The organism is Bacillus cereus group sp. RP32, from assembly GCF_040459735.1.
Taxonomy (GTDB): Bacteria; Bacillota; Bacilli; order Bacillales; family Bacillaceae_G; genus Bacillus_A; species Bacillus_A wiedmannii.
Map to the genome: position 1 here is coordinate 4345847 of NZ_JARVHO010000001.1, position 22021 is coordinate 4367867.

Genomic DNA, 22021 nt, shown 5'->3' on the forward strand with positions numbered 1-22021 from the left:
CTTATTAGTTTCACTGTATGAGGAAAGAAGTGGATTTATGCTTAAATTTTATTGCGGATTCTTCGCGAAGAACGCTTGTACATATTCCATAAATTCGACTGGTTCCTGGCGAAACGGTGCGTGGTATCCTTTTTCAATGATATGGAACGTACTATTCGCAAATAGCTCATGATACAGTTCACCATTTTTCCAAGGAACGCTCTTATCGTGTCGTCCCCATATAATCAAAGTCGGAACCTTAATTTTATCGGCTTCCATCGCGATGCGGCGCTCTCTCATTTTCGTCAGCTGATCATAATGCTCTTTATCGTCGCGACTATTTTTTACCGCATTTTTATTATAATCCGTAATCTCTGTTACAGTTTGTAAGTCCGTTGATAATGGTGGCACTTCATAACTTTCTTTTTGCTGGAAAGACTCTATCCCTGTAGAATCCGCTAAAATGAGATGCGTGACTGCATCCGGATATAAATACGCTAAATTCAGAGACATCTCTCCGCCCATCGAATGACCAAGTACTGCGAATTGATCATATCCGAGCTTCTTCATTAACTTATAATATAAATTCACTTGCGCAGGAAATGAATACTGAAAATCAACCGGCTTAGAAGAACGCCCAAACCCTAAAATATCAACTGCGATAATCGTATGGTTCTTTACAAGTTCCGGATAAATATCACTAAATCCATCAGATGAACCACCAAACCCGTGAAGCATAAGTAAAGGCGGCTTCCCCTCGCCAATTTGCTTAAAATAAATCGTCTGCCCATCAATTTGCGCCATACTCTCTTTCGTATGCAGCTTCATCATAACAGTATCTTTCACTTCTCCAACCTTCGCAATCGGCTTATCAACGAAGTTACATACGATAAGCAAAACGAGCACAATACCGCTGACCAAATAAAACTTAAACCGTTTCAACATTCCCGTCTCCTTTCTCTTGTTGCTATTTAAAGTTTTTACATTTTTTGGTTGTTTTATGATTAATTTTAATTGTAACTATAATAGTTACAATTATACTAAAAAAATATTACTCATTGCCACTAGTGATGGTTACTTTGTAACTATTATAGTTACACATTTAAAGTAAGTCAATTCTTTTTACGACCAAAAAGAAAAGGGACCTCGTTATGAGGTCCCTTCACTTTATTATTTAATTTAAAAATGGTCAGCGTGTGAGTCTTGCTTGCTAATACCGCCACCGTCACCTTTATTGAAGTTGGCTGGTGCTCCTCCATCGCCTCTATTATCTGCTGGTGCTCCACCTGTATCTCCAATGTTAACGTAGTCTGGTCTTGCTGGTGCTCCTCCGTCACCTTTATTATCTGCTGGTGCTCCGCCTGTGTCGCCAATGTTAACGTAGTCTGGTCTTGCTGGTGCTGGAACATCACCGTGCTCCGCTTGTTGTACAAAAGAACTATTTAAACCGACAGATACAATACCAACTAACACTATACCAGTTACAGCCATACCTATTTTTTTAAACATTATTTTAATGCTCCTCTCTCTATCTTCTTCTCTTTTGCCTGTAATGCTTTGTAAAAATAATCACTTGCTTTCATGTAATTAGCATCCTCACGAAACTTTATTGCAAGTTTTTCCACATATTCCTGAGTGTAACTATATAAAGATTCTTTATCAAAATAAGTAATTCCTTTAAGGATAATCTGCTCTAATTCTTTAATAGGAACATTACCATTTACTGCTTTTAAAATACTAAAATGATGTATATACTCTTCATTTTCTAACTCCATACAAATATTTAATCCTCTATCAATTAATTCTTCAGCAATGTTTGTTTCTCCCAGTTTAAAATGTTCCCTAGCTTGTAGGAAAATCGCTTTGAAATGTGCTGGGAATTTCTCTGTTACTTCCGAAAGATGTCGAATAGCTAGTGCAGAAAGGTTTTGACTTGCGTATAGCCATCCTAAATTATGACGTACCCTTAAAAGCAATATAGCGTTATCCTGTTTTTGTAGAATATCTATCGCTGAATTTAGACACTCTTCTGCTTGTTCATATTGCTTTATTTGTATGGCAGTTAGTCCTAAAAGATTTTGAGATAAAGCAATATTCATATCTTGTCCTGATTGTTTTGAAAAAATTTCTTTAGCTTTATTTACATATTTTATTGTATTCATTGGTTGCCTTGTATTGTAGAAAAATGCAGAAAGACGATAACAGAATTCCCCATATTCTAATTCATCAGGAATATATTTTATTAGTGTTTTGGCCTTCTCATAACATCTACTTGCATCATTGTAATTTGATATTAGAGTTGCATGCATTGCCTTAAAAAAATAATAGTAATATGACAAACGATTTTCAGACGTTTTATAAATTTCATCAATTTTATCAAAACTATTTTTAGTAATTTGTAAGCCATCCGCCAGCACTTTATATCTAAAATCTAATAAAGAGTAATATAGCTATAAATCCCCATTCTCTTTTACATTAGAAAATTCACTCTTAATATCTTCCTTCATTTCCCTAGCTTTCTCTATATCTTGCTGCAACATTACACAATACCAATCATCTAAAGAATGTTTCATTTGCTCCCTTGTTACTACATCTGCTCCCATACACTCGCATCCCCTTTTCTTAAACTTACAAAATTAGGATATTTATACAATTATATAGATTGTATATTATCACCTCTTTTCTATATATTGAAAAACAATTGTCAGAAAATTTATAATTTAAATGGATTATACCAAATATTTCTATTTAAAAAACTTGAGAAACATTTTTCAGAAAATTTTATAGACCAAATAAAAAAGCAAGCAGTTCCAGCGATTCGCTAGAACTACCTGCTCTCCTACTTATTATTTTTTACTCTTTAATAAATTCCTTCGTACTTCTTACTGTATCAATTGGACGAACTAATTTTTCAATTTCTTCACGCTTTGGCTCTAGGAATGGAGGTAAAGATAATTTTTCGCCAAGTGTTTCGTATGGCTCATCCCCCATAAATCCTGGGCCGTCTGTTGCAAATTCAAATAAGATTTGTGGTGCGACTCTTGCGTATAATGACTCGAAGAAGTGACGATTTACATATCCAGATGACGGAAGACCAACGCTACCTATTCTCTCAATCCATTCTTCTAGTACAGCACGATCTTCTACGCGGAATGCGGCATGGTGCACTGTACCAAAACCTTGTTGTGCTTCTGGAAGAACCGTATTATGTTCTACAATGACAGAAGCACCGTTTCCGCCTTCGTTTACTTCAAATAAATAGAATTCTCCTTCTTGCGCAATCTCTTTAAATAATAGAACTTTTTCTAACACTTCTTTAAAGAAACTAAAGTTTGCAATACGGATAAATACAGGACCTAAACCAGTAATCGCATATTCTAATGGAATTGGACCGTTTTGCCACGGTGTACCTGATTCTATTCCATTATCTAATTCATCTGAGATTAATTGATATTGTTGATCGTCAAAGTCAACGAACGAAAGAGTTTTCTTACCAAATTGCTCTTTAATGCCTGTATGTTCTACTTCAAGACGGTCAAAACGTTTCACCCAATACTCTAGTGCTGCGTCAGTTGGAACGCGGAATGAAGTTTTTGAAATTTCATTTGTACCGTGTACCCCTTTTGGAACACCCGGGAAGTCAAAGAATGTCATATCTGTTCCTGCACTACCTTTATCATCTGCGAAGAATAAATGGTACGTTTGAATATCATCTTGGTTTACTGTTTTTTTAACTAAACGCATTCCTAAAACGTGAGTGAAAAACTCATAGTTCTTTTCTGCACTACTTGTAATTGCTGTAACGTGGTGAATTCCTTTTAATTGGTTCATTTTATATTCCTCCAATGGTTTTAAATTGTATATTTTCTCTTCTATTATTTCTCTTCAATAGGTGCTAATTTCGCTTCAATTTCTGCCCGCTTTTCTTCTAAGAACGGCGGTAAATCAAGTTTTTCTCCTAAATGTTCTACATCGCCATCAACTGTAAATCCTGGTCCATCTGTCGCAATTTCAAATAGGATTCCGTTTGATTCGCGGAAGTATAAGCTTTTAAAATAGAAACGGTCGATAATGCCTGAAGAATGGAAACCTTTTTGTATTACCTGTTCTTCCCAATAAGCAAGCTCTGCATCGTTCTTTACACGAATTGCTAAATGGTGAATGCTACCGCGGCCCGGCTTTTCAGTAGGACCATCCAAATATTTCACAACGATTTCTCCGAAGGCTTCTCCTTTAATAGACTGGAAAACCGCTTCTTCATCGCTTCGGCTAACTTCTGTATAACCAAATATATCTGTTAATGTACTCGCCAATTTATCAAGTCTACGCACTGTCATTTCCACAGAACCCATTCCTTGAATTTGATGCTTTGCAGGAACTTCTGATTTCTCCCAAGTTTCCCAGTGCTCCACTTTTTCTCCGTTTGAAACGAGTAGGACGAGACGAAGACCTTCAGCATCCTCAAATTGCAAAGCAGGACGATTTGCATATGTTGTCATTTCACTATGTTTCACATCAAATTTCTCAAATCGTTCTTTCCAGTAATGTAAACTTTCCTCTGACGGAACGAGTAATCCAATTCGAGTAATTGCATTCGTACCACGGTACGTTTTTCCTACTAAAGGCATTTCAAAAAATGATAATTCCGTGCCTGGACTTCCTGTTTTATCTCCGTAAAATAAATGATACATGGATGGATCATCTTGGTTTACCGTCATTTTCACACGGCGTAAACCAAGCACGTTTTTATAAAAATGGTTATTCTCACTTCCGTTTTTTGTAACCATTGAAATGTGATGATGCCCTTTAATTTCATACATTGATAATTCCTCCGTTTCATTTTACTAGTCAAGTGATACCTAAAAAATAATATGCTTCTTAGCTTTTCAATTTATTCTCATTATATTTTTGTAAATTCATCTTAGTTTTTACTGAATAAATTACTTTGTTTTTTTAATCGAAAGCAAGTGAGTATATGTTTTTCATATGACTCAATCGCTTTCGTTACTATCACTTTACAACTCAAGTGATTAAAAAGCAAGTATTTTATCTCAAATTCGAGATATTTTTTATTGCATAAAATTTCAGACTAAAAACACAAGAAATTCTTGGTTTGGAGACATTATAAAATTCATAAGTTGATGGATGTGGGATATCGCCAGTATTAAAAAAACACACTAAGAAGTATGCAAGGTTTTATACAGTTTTTCAGCTAATTCAGTAACAAATAGAAATCTTAAAATCCCTTTCAGGATAGGAATGTATAAAAAAATGTATAGATCCATAGAACGTAAAAAGGGGGTTCCCTTGGTTCCTCCTTGTCCTTGCTACCGATAATGTTACGTTATATTAACTGAATGCGAATACCATATACATCCAAAAATCATAACAAATCGATTCTCCGAAATGGTACAATTAGGAAAAGGGGGAAAGGATATGTACGATTACAAATTCGTGAAAGTCGAAGTTAATAACTGGAAAGGGAAACCTAAAGAAGATTATAAGCGTATTATTGCCGAACATGCTGAAGACGGTTGGAAATTTGTTCAAATCTTTGCACCATCAATCGCAGGATACGCGCAATATTTTGAGATTATCTTCGAACGAATTAAATAACCCCTTTCGAGAACGAGAGGGATTTGCTTTAAATAACATACAAAAAGAACTGAAATATTTTGGAATCTAATTGTTCTCAATTTAACTTATAAGACAAATAAGCTAATATTAATCAACTTCCACTAACGAGAATTATGTAACTAAGCTGCCCATATGGACAGCTTAGTGTATTTTTTCTGAAATGCTGGCGGTACTCAACTAAAAAGTTGATATACTCCCATTCTAGTGACGAGATATGTTTTACTCACTCTTCTTTAAACCCATGCGTACTTCTTAACTATTTCATTTAATTTTTAATAAATAAAACAGCCTCACTAAGCTTTTAACACTTAATGAGGCCACTTTATTTATCATTTTAATTATGGAACGTCGGTTTATAGAACGAACGATTATCAAGTGCAAAGACACGCTCAGTGTATTCGCCTGGTTTTGTGCGTCCTAATGCGCGGTCCATCATGTTCATTTTTGCATCTAAGTTATCGATGTAGTGCAGAATTTCTGCTTCTTTTACTAATGGTGGTTTTGGGCTACCCCATTCTGCTTTTCCGTGGTGAGAAAGGACGATGTGCTGAAGGATTAATACTTCTTCTGCATCGATTTGCAGCTCGTCTGCTGCTTTCCCAATTTCGTTCACCATAATAGAAATGTGGCCAAGTAAATTTCCTTCTAACGTGTATGTTGTGGAAATTGGACCAGATAATTCGATTACTTTACCAAGGTCATGTAAAATAACGCCTGCATATAGTAAGTCTTTATCTAACGATGGGTATAAAGCCGCAATAGCTTTCGCTAAATCAAGCATCGATACGACGTGATAAGCTAGTCCAGATACGAACTCGTGATGGTTCTTTGTCGCTGCTGGATATTCTAAAAATTCGTTTTGATGCTTATTTAACAAATGTCTTGTTAGACGCTGAATGTTCGGGTTTCTCATTTCAAATATGTATTGCGTAATTTTTTCAACCATATCTTCTTTTTTCACTGGTGCTTTTTCTACGAAATCTGAGATGTCCGTTACTTCATTTTCATTCGCAACTCGGATTTGTTTCACGCGTAATTGAATACGTCCTTTGTAGTTTAAAATATCACCAGCTACTTTAACGATTGTTTCCGCTACATATTGTTTCTCAACTTCTGGTGATACGTCCCATAGCTTCGCTTCAATATCTCCACTTGGATCTTGTAAGATTACTGTTAAAAATGGTTTCCCATTGCTTGCTAGACCTTTTGTCGCTGTTTTAATTAACAAGAAAACATCGACTTGTTCACCAACTTCATATTCTGCAATTTTCTTTTTCATTCGAATTCCTCCACCATATCAATTACTTTTAGTATAGCACACTACAACTCATTTTCTTTACGCTTATGCGTTAATTTTATAATCTGTTTTTCTGTAAAATACGTTAGTAAATGTGCATGACATGTAAAGAAGATGACTTGTCTATCTTTCGCAATTTCCTTTATTAGTTCAATCGTACGATTCGTCCTTACCGCATCAAAATGTACGAAACTATCATCAATAATAAATGGATAATCATGCTCAAACGTTTTCGCTAACGCAAATCGTAACGATAAATATAACTGCTCTGCTGTCGCTTGGCTTAGTTCATGACTGTAAAAACGCATACCGTCGTTACGCTCAACGATGAACGGTTCTGCCTCTGACGGTGAAAAGATTTTACTATATCGTCCGCCTGTTAAATAGACGAAATACTCTTCTGATTTTTGTAAAATACGCGGAAGATGTACTTCATGATAATATTGCTTCGTTTTCGTTAATACTGTCTTTGCGGCCGCATAAGCAGCCCACTTCTTCACTTGTTCACGCACTTGCGCTTTTTTCATTTCCCATTCGTGCAGTAAATCACCGTACGTACTACCTTCTTCTAAATTCGCGATTTCCATACGATGTTTCGCAATACGCTCTGTCAGTTCTTTCTCTTTCATAAGACAATTTTGCGCAGCTGTCATTTCTTGCTTTAATTTTTCATCATAACCGTCAGCCTCATAATGTTCAGCTAATGATAAACTCGTTAAACGCTGTTCTAACAGATCAATTTGCGGTAATAAACGCCCGACTTGCTGCTCAGCATCTTCACGTTTTTCTGCCAGTTTACCTGCTTCTAAAAACATCTCTTCATCTGTAGAATGTGCGATATGCCATAAACTATCTCGTTCTACTAACAGTTGTTTCAATTGCTCTTGCATGAACTCATATTCTTCTTGCCATTCAGCTAATTTCTCTTTTCGCTGCTTACAAGTTTGTCGCTTCTCTTTCTCATTTTGCATACGGCTTTGTACCTCGTGCAGTTTACTATACTCCGCACTACCGATAACAGTTTCTAGTTTATGTTCAAAATGCGAAATCATTTCATACAATGAAGATTTGCGCTCACTTTGTTTCTCTAACTCGCGATATAATTGCTGCATTTTTTCCATACGCTCAAACGCCGGCAATATGTGTGCATACGTATAAAATTCAGGGAACATATAGCGCACTTTATACACATTTACTTGTTCGCTAATGCGGAACGTTTCTCTCTCCCATTCCTCATACGATGAAACGACTTTATCATACGATCGCTCCATTTGCTGTAACTTATACGACTCACGCTCAAATAATTTACGTATCTCTTCATCTTTTTCTAATTGATAACGAACAGACATCGCTTCTTCACTTTGTCTCCCGCCAGCACTTTGCTGAAGAGTAAGAAGCTCTTCTTGTAATCCACTTGACGGATCTTTATATAAAACGAGGGCCAGAACGATCCCTACAAAAATAATGACACTAATAAATAAGAGTAGGCGGTTGTCCATAAATAAGCTTGTGAATAAAACGACTGTGTTAATAAGAAGTAACAGAAGACAAACTCTTTGCCACTGTTTTTTCTTTTGCACTGCCGCTCCTGCCTTCTCTTCATACTTGCGCTTCATTCTCTCTGCACCCATACCGATAAACGCCGCATCTTGGAATGACTTTTCTTTCTCAACTAGCGTATTTCGTTCTTCATCCGCTAACATTTGTTGCTTAACCTGTTTTATGTTTTCTTCCTGTTCTTCTAATTGCTCCTGCGCTACTTTGAAACGATCGTCAAGCTGTACTTTTTGAGTTTCTAGTTCGCGCGCCTTTTGCACCGTTTGCGTAATTAACTCTTTCGTTGCCAAACTCATATCAAACGAAAGAACTGTTTCTTTTTCAAAAGTAGCACCGATTTGTTGCTCTAATTCTGTCAGTTCTTCTTTTATATTCGTAATCGTTCCTGTTATATCACGCATTTCTTGGCGTGCATTTTCGTAAGACATATGCTGCATACGAAGTTCTTCTACATAACTTTCTTTTTGTAAAAATTCTTCATCTATTTGAATCGATTCAATTTCCGTTTGCACAGTCTCTATTTTCTTATGGAGTGAATCCACTTGTAATTGGAGCGGCTCCATCTTCGCCTTAATCGCTTCATAGCGCGCCATCCCGTTTACAGGAAATTGTCCGCCCTCGTTTTCTAACACTTTCTCATGCGCACGCTTTTCAATAACGAGAGGCTCAAGCACAGCTAATATTTCATAATCCTGCTTTCGCTTTTCTGCTTTCGCTTTTTCCACGCGAACAAAAGCTAGCTTCTCTTCACTTTCTTTTAGCTGCTCCACTTGCTTTTCATACGTGCCAATTTTCCCTTGCCACTCTTTCATCTTCTCTTCAAGCTTCTTCATCTCTTGCAGTGATACGTTAATTTCTGGTTTACGTCCGCTCGGCTTAAAGCGCTGATCCATTTCTTTTTCTAGCTTTTTATCTAGCTGTAATAACGCATCGCTTCCGACTGCGCTTGCTGAAAATAAATAATTTCCAATATCCGCTTCGCCTAGCTGATGAATATTTTGAAGACCGTGCATATCAAATGAAAAGACAGATTCAAATAAACTTTCATTCATCCCGCTTAATATATCGTGTAAAATTTCCTCGCCGCCCGTTTTCCCGTCTTCAAAATAAACGGTCACCTCACCAGCTGCCGTCTTTGGCAACCGTTCAATTTTCAAACGGCCGTACTTCTCTGTTTCCACAGTGATTGCTCCGCCATACTTGCCGCCTTCTTTCGGCTCATAACGGCGCTGTCCTCTCGTCGGAAAACCGAATAAAATACTTTTCATAAATGAGCGAATTGTCGATTTCCCCGCTTCATTTTCACCGTATAAAACAGTCAGCATTGACAGATCCATTTCCACATTTTCTAATTTTCCGTACCCATAAATATGGAGTTTTTCAATTCTCATTTCTTATCCCTCTCTTGCTGGAATAATTGTTCTAAAATAATATTTTCCGCTTCCTTTTGAATCTCTTTCTTCTCTTCCTCTGTAAAAGATTCAATACTATTACGCGCTACAGGAGATGTCCAAATCGTGCGCAATACGCCGTCCATATTGGTGAAAGCTTCTAACTCTTTTAGCACACTACCGACGAAATGATTTTCTTCTTTCAAACGCTCGATTTCTGCAAAAGAAACCGTCTCATTTTTCCACTTCATCGCATATACAAAGTCTTTTCGCTCTTCGCCAGCTGCTAAAATATGAAAAATCTCTTCCACCCGTTTTTCATCACGTAAATAAGGAGAAAGTGGTCCCTGCCCTGTAAATACGACAGTTAAAAGCGTTCCTTCCTCTTCTCTTCGGTACTCATTCATCGCACTTGATATAACAGTCATAAGTTCATCAACAGTTTCAAGTCCATCAATATTCACTTCTATCTCATCCCACACAACATCCGCCGTATGGAAAAATGAACATTGCGTTCCTTGTTTCGTAAGTTCAATCACGTACGCACCCTTTTCGCCCGTTTCCTTACGATGACGCCCTTGTATATTACCTGGATAAATAATGCACGGCTCTTCTGATAAAATTTCACGTTTATGTATATGGCCAAGAGCCCAATAATCAAACTGCTTTTCTTTCAACTCACGAATTTGAAACGGTGCATAGCGATTATGCTCTGCATCTCCTTCCACACTTCCGTGAAGCATACCAATATGAAAAGGCGCATCACTCATTTTCGTATACTGCGCTGTCATATTATCCGTTACCGCTTGCTGCAAATAACTAAACCCGTAAATAGAAGCTAATCGCTCACCATTTTTATAAAATGATTTCTCTTCTACATAAGGCTCCGTAAACACATGAACATTTTCCGGAAACTCAATTGCTGCCCAACTTCCTCCTAAATGATCGTGGTTACCGTGAATAATAAAAACAGGGATATCGTACTGCGACAGTCTCTTCATTTGCTCGCGCACAAACACTTGCGCTCTCAAACTTCTCGTCTCCGCATCATACAAATCCCCGGCTAGTAATACGAAATCAACGCGCTCTTGAATCGCTTTATCAATAATACGTTCGAACGATTCAAACGTACTCTGCTTCATTCTTTCCCAAACAGACTGCGGTACATTCATTTCCATCCCTTTAAACGGACTATCCAAATGCAAATCAGCCGCATGTATAAACTTCACTTGTTTCACAAATAACGATCCTTTCTATATTTCAAAAGTTTCATTTTATCCGCATGAACACAAACAATACATGCTCAATTGGTGAAAACTAGTAATAAGCAGGAAATAAAAAACTCCCCACTGATTAAAGTTTCACTTTATTGTAACACGCAATGTCATATATTTCTTTGCATATTCTAGTGATTTATGACAAAATAGTTATAAGATTCTGATTTTTATTATTGGAGGGAATTTTCATGGGAGTATACGTTCTAACAGTCTTTGAAAAAGATGGTTCTAAAGCATTAGACGAATCATTCGAGGCAGCAACTGAAAAAGAAGCGAAAACAAAAGGTGAATCTATTTTACATGAAAAAGGATTGTATGAAAAAACACATCGCTGCACATCTTCTGCAGGTAAGCTCGTTTTATTCCAGCGCTAAAAAAAGAAGCGTCATCCGCTTCTTTTTCACTCTACTATATCTTCGTCACACCACGTAAACGTCACATCTAGAATGCGATTACCGATACGTACGCGCTTATTCCATTTTCCTGTTTGGATCTGATGTTGCAATTCTGCTTTCATCTTTTCCGTCCAGTCGTGAATCGTTTCACTACCGTTGTACGGATATACGCTCGGAAACTCTTCCTGCAGTAGATGCAAGCTCTCTGCATCAAAATGAAAATGGAAGAAGTAGTTTGCTGTAAGCGATGGTTCTTGCAATCGTAAAAAATGATCATCAACTTGCTTTCTATTCCTATAGAAAGTAAAGATATTCACTTTACCGCTCGTAATTTGGTCAATTTGAATTTCGTGCTTCTCTATAATCACGTCTTGCCCACCTCGTTATATACTATCCTTAGTATATATGTCTTTTGCAACAAAGTTAACCATTTTCGCGCGAAATTCATTTCCTTCATTATATTACCTGTACCTCCATATGCAATCAGAACAAATAAAACAAAGTTGAAGGGGAGCGATCACATGTATTTCGGAAGCAAAGGTTGGTATGTAAAAGAACTTAAAAAATTAGGTATTCGTACTTACGAAGGTAAAAAACTAGAATCATATCGTACGCATGTGTTGTCTAGTTTACTTGAGAGAATGAAGAAGGCTTCGGCTTAATAGATGTAGGAAGCAACTACGGTTGCTTCCTTTTTATTTAGCGTGGAAAAAGAAATAATCCTATCTTAACATTCTACCTTTACCGTTACACTCTCTTGATAAAAACCACCCATTATCAACCGAATCTCTATTACCAAACCCCTCTCCAGATAATCATTCGTATATATTTTAAATACTCCATACTTATTAACCCGTCCACTTCCAACAAACGTATCGCCACTTGTTATGACAATTGTTGAATGAGGTGCTGCACGGCCCAACACACAATTATCACCATATTCCACAGAATCTATCGTTATTTTTTGATGTATATTATTAATTGAACCTATACATTTCTCTTTACACAAATTAACATTGCTTTCTTCTACCCTCGAAAACGCCCGATTCCTGTTAATCTTTTCTGAAGAGAAAGCAACATTCCCCAGCCAAATAAACCTATCAAATGTAGTAATAGGTAGAAACATCTAAGCTAACTCCCCCATTCTTCCTTCCCGTTTTTATCGGCTACAATCTTTTGATGAACTTACAGCGATATTTTCTATATTAAGATAAAAAAATATCCTTTTTTCCATTCAATTTCGCACTGTTAATTTGTACAGAATACATAGAATACTGTTTTTTACCCCAGATGCAATGACAACGCTACACAAAATAATCCACGATCCATTAAATGTAAATCCACCTTCAAATGTGTTAGTAATAATTATGTTGCCGATTATTAAAAGAATACATGAAATGGAATACTGTTTTCCATTTGTAATATATAAAATTCCATTCTCATAACAGACTGTAATTCCTCCACCTTGCCAAACACCAATAGCGAAAGAAAAAAGCGTAACTGCCAATAACTCTGCTTGTAAATCTCTAGTCATTGGTTGCGGCGCCGTATAAGTAATAATCCCTATCATCATGAAAAAAGTAATAGTATGTATCCAGTTTAATTTTGTTTGTTTGCTTTGCAGCCAAATAAAGAAAATTACTAAAGAAATTAAAAACAAAGTTGCCATTTAATTATTCTTCTTCCTTTCCCACATTAAAAATGTCTGTATAATGCAATTAGAGCGTTCTTAAATCTCTCATACTTTCTAAAGCATAACATGAGAAAATAATAAAAAAATCGTACAAAAGGGCAAGCCTATAATGTACGATTGGGCATATATAATGTTTTAAAAATGAATTAACTTCCTTTCAATAGATACAGCTACTGCTTCTGACCTTGAATTAACACCTAATTTATTGTATATATTTGTTAAATATGCTTTTACTGTTCGCTCAGCTATTCCCATATCGAATGCAATTTCTTTATTCTTATAACCGCGTGCAATAGCTTTCAACACAAACAATTCTTTTTCTGTTAAGTTATTTTCTTCAACCTTATCAGCATATACTTCTTTCCTTTTATAATTCACTATCTTTTCCATAATATTTGGTTGCAGTAATATTTCCCCTCGAATAGCCGCTTCCAATGTTCGAAACAAATTCTCACGATCCGTATCTTTTAGCAAATATCCTTTTGCTCCTAGCTCAATTCCCTTTAACATTAATTCATCTTCGTTATAAGTAGTTAATATAATAATCGGCGTATGATTTTGTTTTTTATTCAAAGCCTCAATTGTTTCTAAACCACTCATTTTAGGCATATTTAAATCCATTAAAATAACATCAGGTTTCTTTTTTTCTATGAAAGAAAGGGCTTCTTCTCCGTTTGCAGCCTCACCTATAATTTGAAATGAATCACTCGTTTCTATTATTAATTTCAGACCCTCTCTTACAACGAAATGATCATCCACAATTAATACGTTATACTTCATGGCTATCTCCTTCATTATTGATAGGTACTTGAATACACACTTTCGTACCCTTCATCTTTTCACTCAATATATGTATTTCTCCATTAATCAATCTAACTCGCTCATTTAAGCCAATTAAGCCGTAATGTCCAGGATTCTTACCGATATATACGGTGTCAAAACCAATTCCATTATCTTCAACTTCAATAGTAAGTTTTTCAAGATTATCGCTATATTCAACTTTCAAATTTACATCTGTTGCCTGCGAATGTTTTGCGATATTCGTTAAACATTCACTAATTACATATAAACAATGTTCCTTTACTAAACTTGAAATATGCGGGGGGCTTTGAATAGTAAATCTCACATGTATAGACGTAGCCTCAGAAAAACGTTGAACTTCTTCCTCTACAGCTTTATTAAATGAATTAGTAGTATGACGTAAATCATCAATAACCAGCCTTGCATCATGTAAAGTTTGTCTCGCTCTTATCATAGTTTGTTTCATAATCTCTTGAGATCGTCCTGTATTCCCTTTTTGCATATGGGCATCTATTGCTTCCAATTGCATAATTAAGCTCGCTACACCTTGCGCTAACGTATCATGTAAATCTCTTGCCATTCGCTGTCTTTCATTAGCTAATGTCAATTCTTCTACTCTCATATATGCAGACTCTAACTCTTGAATGTAACTCTGTATACGATTACGTGCATCATATTGCTGCTTATTAATATAAGAAAAAGGAATAATAATTGCTAATACTAAAAGGAACATAGAGATAAGAATAGCTACTTTGTTCACACCATAATTGATACTAATTGCAGTACAAAATATGGCATACATAAGAGTAAATACTGCCATTACTTTAAATATATTGTGATAAACATATAGACTTTGGGCAATTAAAATAGGGGTTAATCCAACAAAAATAGCTATTGAACCATTTGGTACAATAAATGCAGCAAGAAACACAATGAAGAGTTGTACAAAAAAGAAGTACAACAATTGCCTATTCTTTAATGAACTCGCATACCAATGAAAAATAGTATGAATAACAATAATTATTGTGAAGAAAAAACTATCCATTGAGAGAATATTATTACGAAATTCTAAAAGCATTGAAGCTATATATACGAGTGTAATCCATAAAACAATAAACCTTCTTGGAATAAATACCGCTTCCAATACATTTGTATCCACATCTATATTTGAATTAATTTTTTTCATATTCGACCTCCACCATTATATTATACAAGATGCAGCTTACATTTTGATAAAATGAAACTATAATCAGGGTGGGTTTTGTTCCCCACTGATTATTAGCTCCCACCTAGCATGTTGAGGTAGAAGTCTTACTGTCTGCAAACGGCGAGATAATTTATCGATTCTTCATCATATTCATTATCCAATAATAATATGAAATATTGCATATCAAAATGCATTGATATATTTGTAAGCGCTTACTATAATAGGAATATAAATATTTATTACATCTTATTATTAACAAAAAGGAGGCAATCATATGGAAATCGCAATGGCAGTTTTAAAATTTGTAGGTGGAGTAATTCCATTAGTTCAAGAACTTTTAAAAGCATTCATGTAAGGTCATTATTCAGCAATTATCTATAATAATTATCATACAAATGATCTGTATATCAAAAACAAATTGATACACAGATCATTTGTGTGAGAAAACTTTATACGAGAACTATGTAACCTAGTAGAACAATAATGATACATCTATCTCAAGTTAGAAAAAGACGCTCACAAGAGCGTTTTTTCTTATATTATTATGTGTTCAGGAGAAATCTATTTTATCAAATGGATAAACGACGAATTTCCATTCCCCTTTATTTTCTGATAACGAAATAATCACTCCAACCAAAAATGCTATAATTAACCCTATCAAACTAAGGGGGAACATTTATCTTGCACGGAAAACACATTCAATTTCATGAGTTTGGTAACCCAAAAGAGGTATTACAAGTTGAATCTAAAAATATAGAACCATTAAAAGATAATGAAGTTTTGGTCCGTATGTTAGTTAGACCGATTAATCCATCTGACTTAATTCCCGTAACCGGAGCGTACGCTCATAGAATTCCGTTACCTAACATACCTGGTTATGAAGGTGTTGGTACTGTAGTAGATGTTGGTTCTTTCGTTTCTAGAGACCTTATCGGTAAACGTGTTTTACCGATACGCGGAGAAGGTACTTGGCAAGAGTATGTGAAGACGTCAGCTGATTTTGTAGTCCCTATTCCTGATTCCATTGATGATTTTACAGCGGCACAAATGTATATTAATCCTCTTACGGCGTGGGTTACTTGTACAGAAACGTTAAACTTACAACGTAATGACGTTTTATTAGTGAATGCTTGTGGATCCGCTATTGGACATCTATTTGCGCAGTTATCACAAATTTTAAACTTCCGATTAATTGCTGTTACAAGAAATAATAAACATACAGAAGAATTACTGCGCCTTGGTGCTGCATATGTAATTGATACTTCCACTACCCCGCTTTATGAAACCGTTATGGAATTAACAAACGGGCTCGGTGCAGATGCTGCGATCGATTCTATCGGAGGACCAGATGGAAATGAATTAGCTTTTTCCTTACGTCCAAACGGGCACTTTTTAACGATTGGCCTTCTATCAGGAATACAAGTAAACTGGGCAGAGATTGTCACGAAAGCAAAAGTACACGCGAACATATTTCATTTACGACATTGGAATAAAGAAGTGTCACCATATAAATGGCAAGAAACGTTTCGTCACTTAATTCGCTTAGTGGAAAATAAGCAATTACGTTTTATGAAAGTACATTCTACATATGACTTAGCCGATGTGAAAAGTGCGGTTGATGTTGTGCAGTCTGCTAAGAAAACGAAAGGGAAAGTGTTTTTGACGAGTTATTAAATGCAATTGAAGGCTCTATTTTGAGTGCTCTTTTAAATTGACTACATGAATACGGAGATAAATGCATTCAATATAAGAGCATATATCCTCTTGTTTTTTTATATCTTAGCATAGACTTATTTGAAAGCAGCTTACATGATGTATATAAGGAGTAGCACCTATACTCCGAAAAAATACGATAGGCAAGATAAAATAAAAGAGCTAAGTTTATCCTATTAAGAATAAACTTAGCTCTTTTTTATTAATACACGCACGTATTTCACCTGAAAAATTTATCTGTTCTATGCCCTCATATTTCAATAATTCCACTATACGTCTATTCATATAATATCTTTTATTGTAAATCTTCGAACTCCAACAAAAGTAAATATAATAACAAATACGCAACTTAACGCATAAAAACTACTAAATTGGAAGAAAGTCTGCAAACCTTTTAAATGAATAGGATCCATGGCTAATCCCGGTTGCGCAAATGGCCATATATATCCGATATTTAAATAATGAAATATCATTCCTACGCAGGTAAAACCAAAACTCATTCCAACTGGAATTGCAAAACTTTTTATAGAAGATGAAAGAAATAATTGTAGTGCAGCAATTGAAAACGTGCCAATCCATCCATTTAATGACCAATTTAATAATGAAACCCAAGGTATAGGACTTGTAATACCTAATAGTTTACCAATTACGATATAAGCAATTAAAAAAAATACTTGTGTCAATAAGGTTAACATAAAAATGACTAATAACTTTGCCGTGTAAACATATCGAAATGGGATTGGTAAAGATAATATTTTTTTCCAATTACCTTCACTATGTTCAAAGCGGCATACAAACGCACAATACATACTTACTACGACAGGAAATAAAAATAAGCCATATATTAAGCCAACTTGTGTCCAAGCTTTCTCCCACTCATTTTTTGAGACTTTCATTAAGACATCGTGGTTTACTTGAAAATTTATGAGTCCAAGCGCAATACAAATAAGCGGAATGAACGTCATTACGATCCATATTTTAGAATTTTTTAATTTTAATAATTCACATCGAAATGAACTTAATAACATATGTGCACCCTCCTAATGAATATCTTTTTGCGAAAAATGAGCAGTGCTGAGAATAATAAATAATAAACCGACTCCTAAACTTAAAAAAAGATTCATCATGACTCCTTGGTTCGGAAAAAATACTATTTTCCCATTGGAAAATGCCCAAGAAATTGGATTTGTAAGAGATGAATATGTCCAAATTATCCATGTTTTCCAAGGAAGCATTGGGCCAAAATAACCTAAAAATGAGCCAATTACACCTGTCGTTAAAGCAAATACTTGATTTTTCACTACCAATGATATCCAGAGTTGCAAAATAACCATCGGAATACACCCTATAATGGTAAAACAACCGTATTTCAGTAATAATATTACTGGAATTTCACCTTCAAAATTAAAAATTTTTCCTATTAATATAATTACAGAAATAGAAATTACACTTGCGTATACAAGAAAAAAGAGACTAAAGATAATTTTGGTTATGTATACTAGCTTCCTAGATATAGGAATTGCACACAATAGCTTCCACATGTTTCCCTTATTTTCAAAATCAATTATCCGAGATGCAATTGTTGCAATCATTATAGGTAAAAATAATGCATTTATCATACTTATCCTTGAAAGAAGCGACTCCCAATTTAGAAATTCCTTTTTTTCTTGTGAAACAATAGCAAATAACCAGAATAATGCTAAAGCCTGTATCAAAAAGACTACTAAAAACAATTTCTTTTTTTTTAATTTCAATAGTTCACTTCTTAAGGCAGCAAACATTATAAAACACCGCCTTTTTCTGTCAAACTTAGAAATATTTCTTCCAACGTATGTTTCTCTTCTTCAATTCGATACACTGATAAATTTTGCTGTACTAATAAATGATTTATGTGAGAAATAAGGTGGTCTTCTTGTTGCTGCGTAACTAGGCAATTGCCTTCAATATTAAGATGAATATGATGCTGCTCTAATATTTGATGAGCTTTTACTACATCATTTACGCGTATTTTCATTGATGCCTGACTTTTTTTACGTAAAACTTCAATTTTATCTTGAAAAATAAGCTGTCCACTATTAATAATGCCCACTTGCGTTGCAATTTGATCCATCTCATTTAACAAATGACTAGAAATGATAACTGTCATATTATATTGCTTTGGCAATTGTTTGATGAGCTCACGAATTTCTTGAATTCCAGCAGGGTCTAATCCGTTTGTAGGTTCATCTAAAATTAATAGTTTCGGATTGCCAAGTAGCGCCATTGCTATACCAAGGCGTTGCTTCATTCCAAGTGAGTATTGTTTAACTAATTTATTTTTTTGTTTCTCTAATCGAACAATACGCAGTACCTCATCAATAGCCATTTTTGGTACTTGCAACATTTGCCGAATTACTTCTAGGTTTTCATAACCTGTTAAATGTCCATAATAAGATGGTGATTCAACAAGAGAGCCAACCTCTCTTAAAATATCTATTCGATTTGTTTTTAAATCTCGATTGAATACCTTAATATTACCTGTCGTCGGTTTTATTAATCCAAGTAACATTCTAATTGTCGTCGTTTTCCCAGCTCCATTTGGGCCTAGGAATCCATAAATTTCACCTTCACCAACTTGCATCTTTAATTGATTTACACTATTTACAGCTCCATATGTCTTTGTCAGATCCTCTGTTTCAACGATATATGTTCCCATTATTGGTACCTCTTTTCTTAATTAAGCTATCATTTATTATGAAAGTTCATGCTTAATTTTGAATTGAGTTGACCTTAAGTTTAGCTTAATTTTTCACCGGAATTTGTAATATAATTTTAGTACCGTTTCCTTTGTTGCTTTCTACTACAATTTCTCCACCGTGAGCTACGATGATTTCCTTTACAATTGCCATTCCTAAACCTGAACCACTTTTTGGATCTGTATTTGTACCACGGAAGTATCGATCAAAAATATGTGGTAAATCACTTTTATTTATCCCTTTACCATTGTCCTCAATCGTAACTATGGCGTATCCAAATGTTTGTTTTATACGAACTTGTATTAATGTTTTAACATCAGTATGGATGAGCGCATTATTCACTAGATTTACTATGGCACGCTGAATTAATCCCTGATCTGCTTGTATAACTAATTCTTCCTGAGGGCATTCAAATTCAATTAAGCGATTCTCATAATGAGGCATATTCATAAATTCAATAATTATTTCTCGAGTGAGATTTACAATATCTACCGTAGTTTTATGGATAGGTAATAACGCATTCTTCAATTGATATGTAAGTTTTAAATCATCAATCAATTTTTCTATATAAATTGATTTACTCTGAATTACTTCTGCATATTGATACATTTCTTGTGCAGTAATTTTATAATCCCGATTTCCTATAACTTCACTATACCCTTTAATAGAAGAAAGTGGTGTCTTTAAATCATGTGAGATATTTACAATCCATTCTGCTCGCATCGTATCTAGTCTTTTTCTCTGAATGCTAATATCCTCTAGTTGATGTGATAACTGATTTAGATTTGTATACACCTCTGCATATATTCCCTTTTCCTCCTGGACTTGTTTATATTGTCCTTGTTTTAATTTATTTATATGTTCAATGATCATGACAACAGGTTTGGACATATACCTTGCCACAATGTAAGCAAATAATAAAATACAAACCACCGTCACTCCTACTAACATTAAAATCCCATATGGATAGAAGCTAGATAAATTATTGAAGTTCAAATAGACCGACTTCCGTAATGCTTGATTTGACGGGAAAGCAACAATGTAGCTATCTACCTGTGCATTTTTATCTAACTTACCTACAAACGTTGTATAATCACCAACATCGTACTTATAGCGTAAAATTAAGTCACTAGGAGTATAGTGGTTTGGTGTATTTTTAGGCTTATACATTTGAAAAATTTCATCACTATTATGATTTAATACTTGTAACCATGCTCCATGTTCTTGTAAAAATTTCTCTCCTTTATTTGTTATAGAAACACTTCCATTTTCTACTTTGATTTCTTTTTGAAAAGCTAATACTAAGCTCTCTGGATCATCCATCCCCTCACGATTATATGTAAATACTAAATAACTAAAAGCAAAAAATTGAACGATCAGGATAAATATAATTAATCCTATTAATGAGGTAATATATAGTCTCGTGACCTTCCACTTCATTTTGCATCACCTTTTGTATTAAGTTTATATCCAAGTCCCCTTACCGTTACAAGATAATAAGGTTTTGAAGGGTTATCCTCTATTTTTTCTCTTAAATGTCGAATATGTACCATCATAATATTGTCATTCCCTAGATATGTTTCACCCCAGACAGCTTCATATAATCGAGCCTTGCTAAAAATTTGATTTGGATTTTTTATTAAAAATAGTAATATATTAAATTCTTTTGCTGTTAAGGTTAGTAATGTACCAGCCCTTAACACTGTCCCTTGTGCTTCATCTAGCGTAATGTCTCCAAATTGATATATATTCCGAGCCTTTTCTTCATATTGATTGCGTCGAAAAAATGCTTTTATTTTATATGCTACTTCTTTTGGACTAAAAGGTTTTGTAATGTAATCATCGCCCCCTATACTTAATCCAAGTATTTTATCTAAGTCTTCATTTTTTGCCGATAAGAAGAAGATTGGAACGAATGTAAACTGTCGAATTTGCTCACAAACACTATATCCATCTAAATCTGGAAGCATAATATCTAATATGATAAGATCTGGCTGCACTTGCCTACACATGTGTATTCCATCTTTTCCGGTTGTGCATGTATAAATATGCTGAAACCCTTCTTTCTTTAAAACTGCTTCCAACAAATTTAAAATCTCTTTTTCATCGTCTACTATAAGGATTTTTTTTGTATAAACATCTGGAATATTATGTATCATCTATTGCACCTCAATATCTTTCTAAATAATTTTAATTTAAATAGTGAACCGCATTATCTTAATTATTACTGTATCATTTTTATTCCACAGTAGAATAATGATTTGAAATTTTACCCAATTATTTTATGTGGAGATTATCATTTTTTCAATAACAACTATAAATCTATAAGTTTAACGCAA

Annotated in this window: 21 protein-coding genes and 2 pseudogenes; 5 read left to right on the forward strand and 18 right to left on the reverse strand. The window is 34.7% G+C overall.

Annotation, left to right across the window (positions count from 1 at the left end; all coding sequences use genetic code 11):
• Positions 1-48: 48 nt before the first annotated feature.
• From QCI46_RS22390 to QCI46_RS22410, 5 genes and pseudogenes are all read right to left on the reverse strand, one after another.
• Positions 49-921 (reverse strand): alpha/beta fold hydrolase, encoded by an 873-nt coding sequence (locus tag QCI46_RS22390; RefSeq protein ID WP_353841918.1) that lies wholly within the window; start codon positions 919-921, stop codon positions 49-51.
• Positions 922-1158: 237 nt separating this feature from the next.
• Positions 1159-1488, reverse strand: coding sequence for a Phr family secreted Rap phosphatase inhibitor (locus tag QCI46_RS22395; protein WP_353841427.1), 330 nt, complete (start codon positions 1486-1488; stop codon positions 1159-1161).
• Positions 1488-2582, reverse strand: a pseudogene (locus QCI46_RS22400) (response regulator aspartate phosphatase). Before QCI46_RS22400 ends, QCI46_RS22395 begins: the two are co-directional and overlap by 1 nt.
• A gap of 250 nt (positions 2583-2832) precedes the next feature.
• Positions 2833-3810, reverse strand: coding sequence for a ring-cleaving dioxygenase (locus tag QCI46_RS22405; RefSeq protein WP_353841428.1), 978 nt, complete (start codon positions 3808-3810; stop codon positions 2833-2835).
• A 44-nt stretch (positions 3811-3854) separates the two neighbouring features.
• A complete protein-coding gene (locus QCI46_RS22410) occupies positions 3855-4799 on the reverse strand; it encodes a ring-cleaving dioxygenase (protein ID WP_353841429.1) in 945 nt (314 codons plus the stop codon).
• 616 nt (positions 4800-5415) lie between these two features.
• On the opposite strand from QCI46_RS22410, the gene QCI46_RS22415 reads away from it, so the two are divergent.
• Positions 5416-5595 carry a DUF4177 domain-containing protein gene (locus tag QCI46_RS22415; RefSeq protein WP_353841430.1) on the forward strand — a complete coding sequence of 60 codons (180 nt, stop codon included), beginning with the start codon at positions 5416-5418 and terminating at the stop codon, positions 5593-5595.
• A 355-nt stretch (positions 5596-5950) separates the two neighbouring features.
• Here the strand turns inward: QCI46_RS22415 and yhaM are convergent, their stop codons facing one another.
• Genes yhaM through QCI46_RS22430 form a run of 3 tightly spaced genes read right to left on the reverse strand, consistent with a single transcriptional unit; the run spans position 5951 to position 11099 of the window.
• Positions 5951-6895 carry a 3'-5' exoribonuclease YhaM gene (gene yhaM, locus QCI46_RS22420; RefSeq protein ID WP_000726645.1) on the reverse strand — a complete coding sequence of 315 codons (945 nt, stop codon included), beginning with the start codon at positions 6893-6895 and terminating at the stop codon, positions 5951-5953.
• A 41-nt stretch (positions 6896-6936) separates the two neighbouring features.
• On the reverse strand, positions 6937-9861 hold the full coding sequence (locus QCI46_RS22425; protein WP_353841431.1) for an ATP-binding protein: 2925 nt from the start codon (positions 9859-9861) through the stop codon (positions 6937-6939).
• Positions 9858-11099 carry a metallophosphoesterase family protein gene (locus QCI46_RS22430; RefSeq protein ID WP_353841432.1) on the reverse strand — a complete coding sequence of 414 codons (1242 nt, stop codon included), beginning with the start codon at positions 11097-11099 and terminating at the stop codon, positions 9858-9860. The genes QCI46_RS22425 and QCI46_RS22430 overlap by 4 nt, the downstream gene beginning before the upstream one ends.
• Before the next feature lie 227 nt (positions 11100-11326).
• Between QCI46_RS22430 and QCI46_RS22435 the strand changes: the two genes are divergently transcribed.
• Positions 11327-11512 (forward strand): YhzD family protein, encoded by a 186-nt coding sequence (locus QCI46_RS22435; protein WP_353841433.1) that lies wholly within the window; start codon positions 11327-11329, stop codon positions 11510-11512.
• A 26-nt stretch (positions 11513-11538) separates the two neighbouring features.
• Here the strand turns inward: QCI46_RS22435 and QCI46_RS22440 are convergent, their stop codons facing one another.
• Entirely contained in the window at positions 11539-11901 is a 363-nt protein-coding gene (locus QCI46_RS22440; RefSeq protein WP_098082720.1) for a hypothetical protein, read from the reverse strand.
• A gap of 153 nt (positions 11902-12054) precedes the next feature.
• On the opposite strand from QCI46_RS22440, the gene QCI46_RS22445 reads away from it, so the two are divergent.
• Positions 12055-12195, forward strand: coding sequence for a YflJ family protein (locus QCI46_RS22445; protein ID WP_000273536.1), 141 nt, complete (start codon positions 12055-12057; stop codon positions 12193-12195).
• Between the two features lie 65 nt (positions 12196-12260).
• On the opposite strand, the gene QCI46_RS22450 is transcribed toward QCI46_RS22445, so the two are convergent.
• The 4 genes from QCI46_RS22450 to QCI46_RS22465 form a co-directional block, all read right to left on the reverse strand.
• Entirely contained in the window at positions 12261-12659 is a 399-nt protein-coding gene (locus tag QCI46_RS22450; protein WP_075310449.1) for a hypothetical protein, read from the reverse strand.
• A gap of 108 nt (positions 12660-12767) precedes the next feature.
• On the reverse strand, positions 12768-13202 hold the full coding sequence (locus tag QCI46_RS22455) for a hypothetical protein (RefSeq protein WP_353841434.1): 435 nt from the start codon (positions 13200-13202) through the stop codon (positions 12768-12770).
• A 159-nt stretch (positions 13203-13361) separates the two neighbouring features.
• Positions 13362-14006: a response regulator gene (locus QCI46_RS22460; protein ID WP_098085174.1), complete on the reverse strand. Its 645-nt coding sequence runs from the start codon at positions 14004-14006 to the stop codon at positions 13362-13364.
• Positions 13996-15213: a sensor histidine kinase gene (locus QCI46_RS22465; RefSeq protein WP_353841435.1), complete on the reverse strand. Its 1218-nt coding sequence runs from the start codon at positions 15211-15213 to the stop codon at positions 13996-13998. The genes QCI46_RS22460 and QCI46_RS22465 overlap by 11 nt, the downstream gene beginning before the upstream one ends.
• Before the next feature lie 189 nt (positions 15214-15402).
• Here QCI46_RS22465 and QCI46_RS22470 point away from each other — a divergent pair.
• Positions 15403-15589, forward strand: a pseudogene (locus QCI46_RS22470) (hypothetical protein).
• A gap of 323 nt (positions 15590-15912) precedes the next feature.
• Positions 15913-16908: a zinc-dependent alcohol dehydrogenase family protein gene (locus QCI46_RS22475; protein ID WP_353841919.1), complete on the forward strand. Its 996-nt coding sequence runs from the start codon at positions 15913-15915 to the stop codon at positions 16906-16908.
• 320 nt (positions 16909-17228) lie between these two features.
• On the opposite strand, the gene QCI46_RS22480 is transcribed toward QCI46_RS22475, so the two are convergent.
• The 5 genes from QCI46_RS22480 to QCI46_RS22500 all read right to left on the reverse strand — a co-directional run bounded on the left by QCI46_RS22480 (position 17229) and on the right by QCI46_RS22500 (position 21841).
• A complete protein-coding gene (locus QCI46_RS22480; RefSeq protein WP_353841436.1) occupies positions 17229-17975 on the reverse strand; it encodes an ABC transporter permease in 747 nt (248 codons plus the stop codon).
• Positions 17976-17987: 12 nt separating this feature from the next.
• The gene (locus QCI46_RS22485; RefSeq protein ID WP_353841437.1) at positions 17988-18728 is read right to left on the reverse strand and encodes an ABC transporter permease; all 741 of its coding nucleotides are present in this window, start codon (positions 18726-18728) and stop codon (positions 17988-17990) included.
• Positions 18728-19642 (reverse strand): ABC transporter ATP-binding protein, encoded by a 915-nt coding sequence (locus QCI46_RS22490; protein WP_098815161.1) that lies wholly within the window; start codon positions 19640-19642, stop codon positions 18728-18730. The genes QCI46_RS22485 and QCI46_RS22490 overlap by 1 nt, the downstream gene beginning before the upstream one ends.
• 85 nt (positions 19643-19727) lie before the next feature.
• A complete protein-coding gene (locus QCI46_RS22495) occupies positions 19728-21122 on the reverse strand; it encodes a sensor histidine kinase (RefSeq protein WP_353841438.1) in 1395 nt (464 codons plus the stop codon).
• Complete coding sequence (locus QCI46_RS22500; RefSeq protein WP_353841439.1) at positions 21119-21841, reverse strand: response regulator transcription factor; 723 nt, start codon at positions 21839-21841, stop codon at positions 21119-21121. Before QCI46_RS22500 ends, QCI46_RS22495 begins: the two co-directional genes overlap by 4 nt.
• Positions 21842-22021 lie beyond the last annotated feature (180 nt).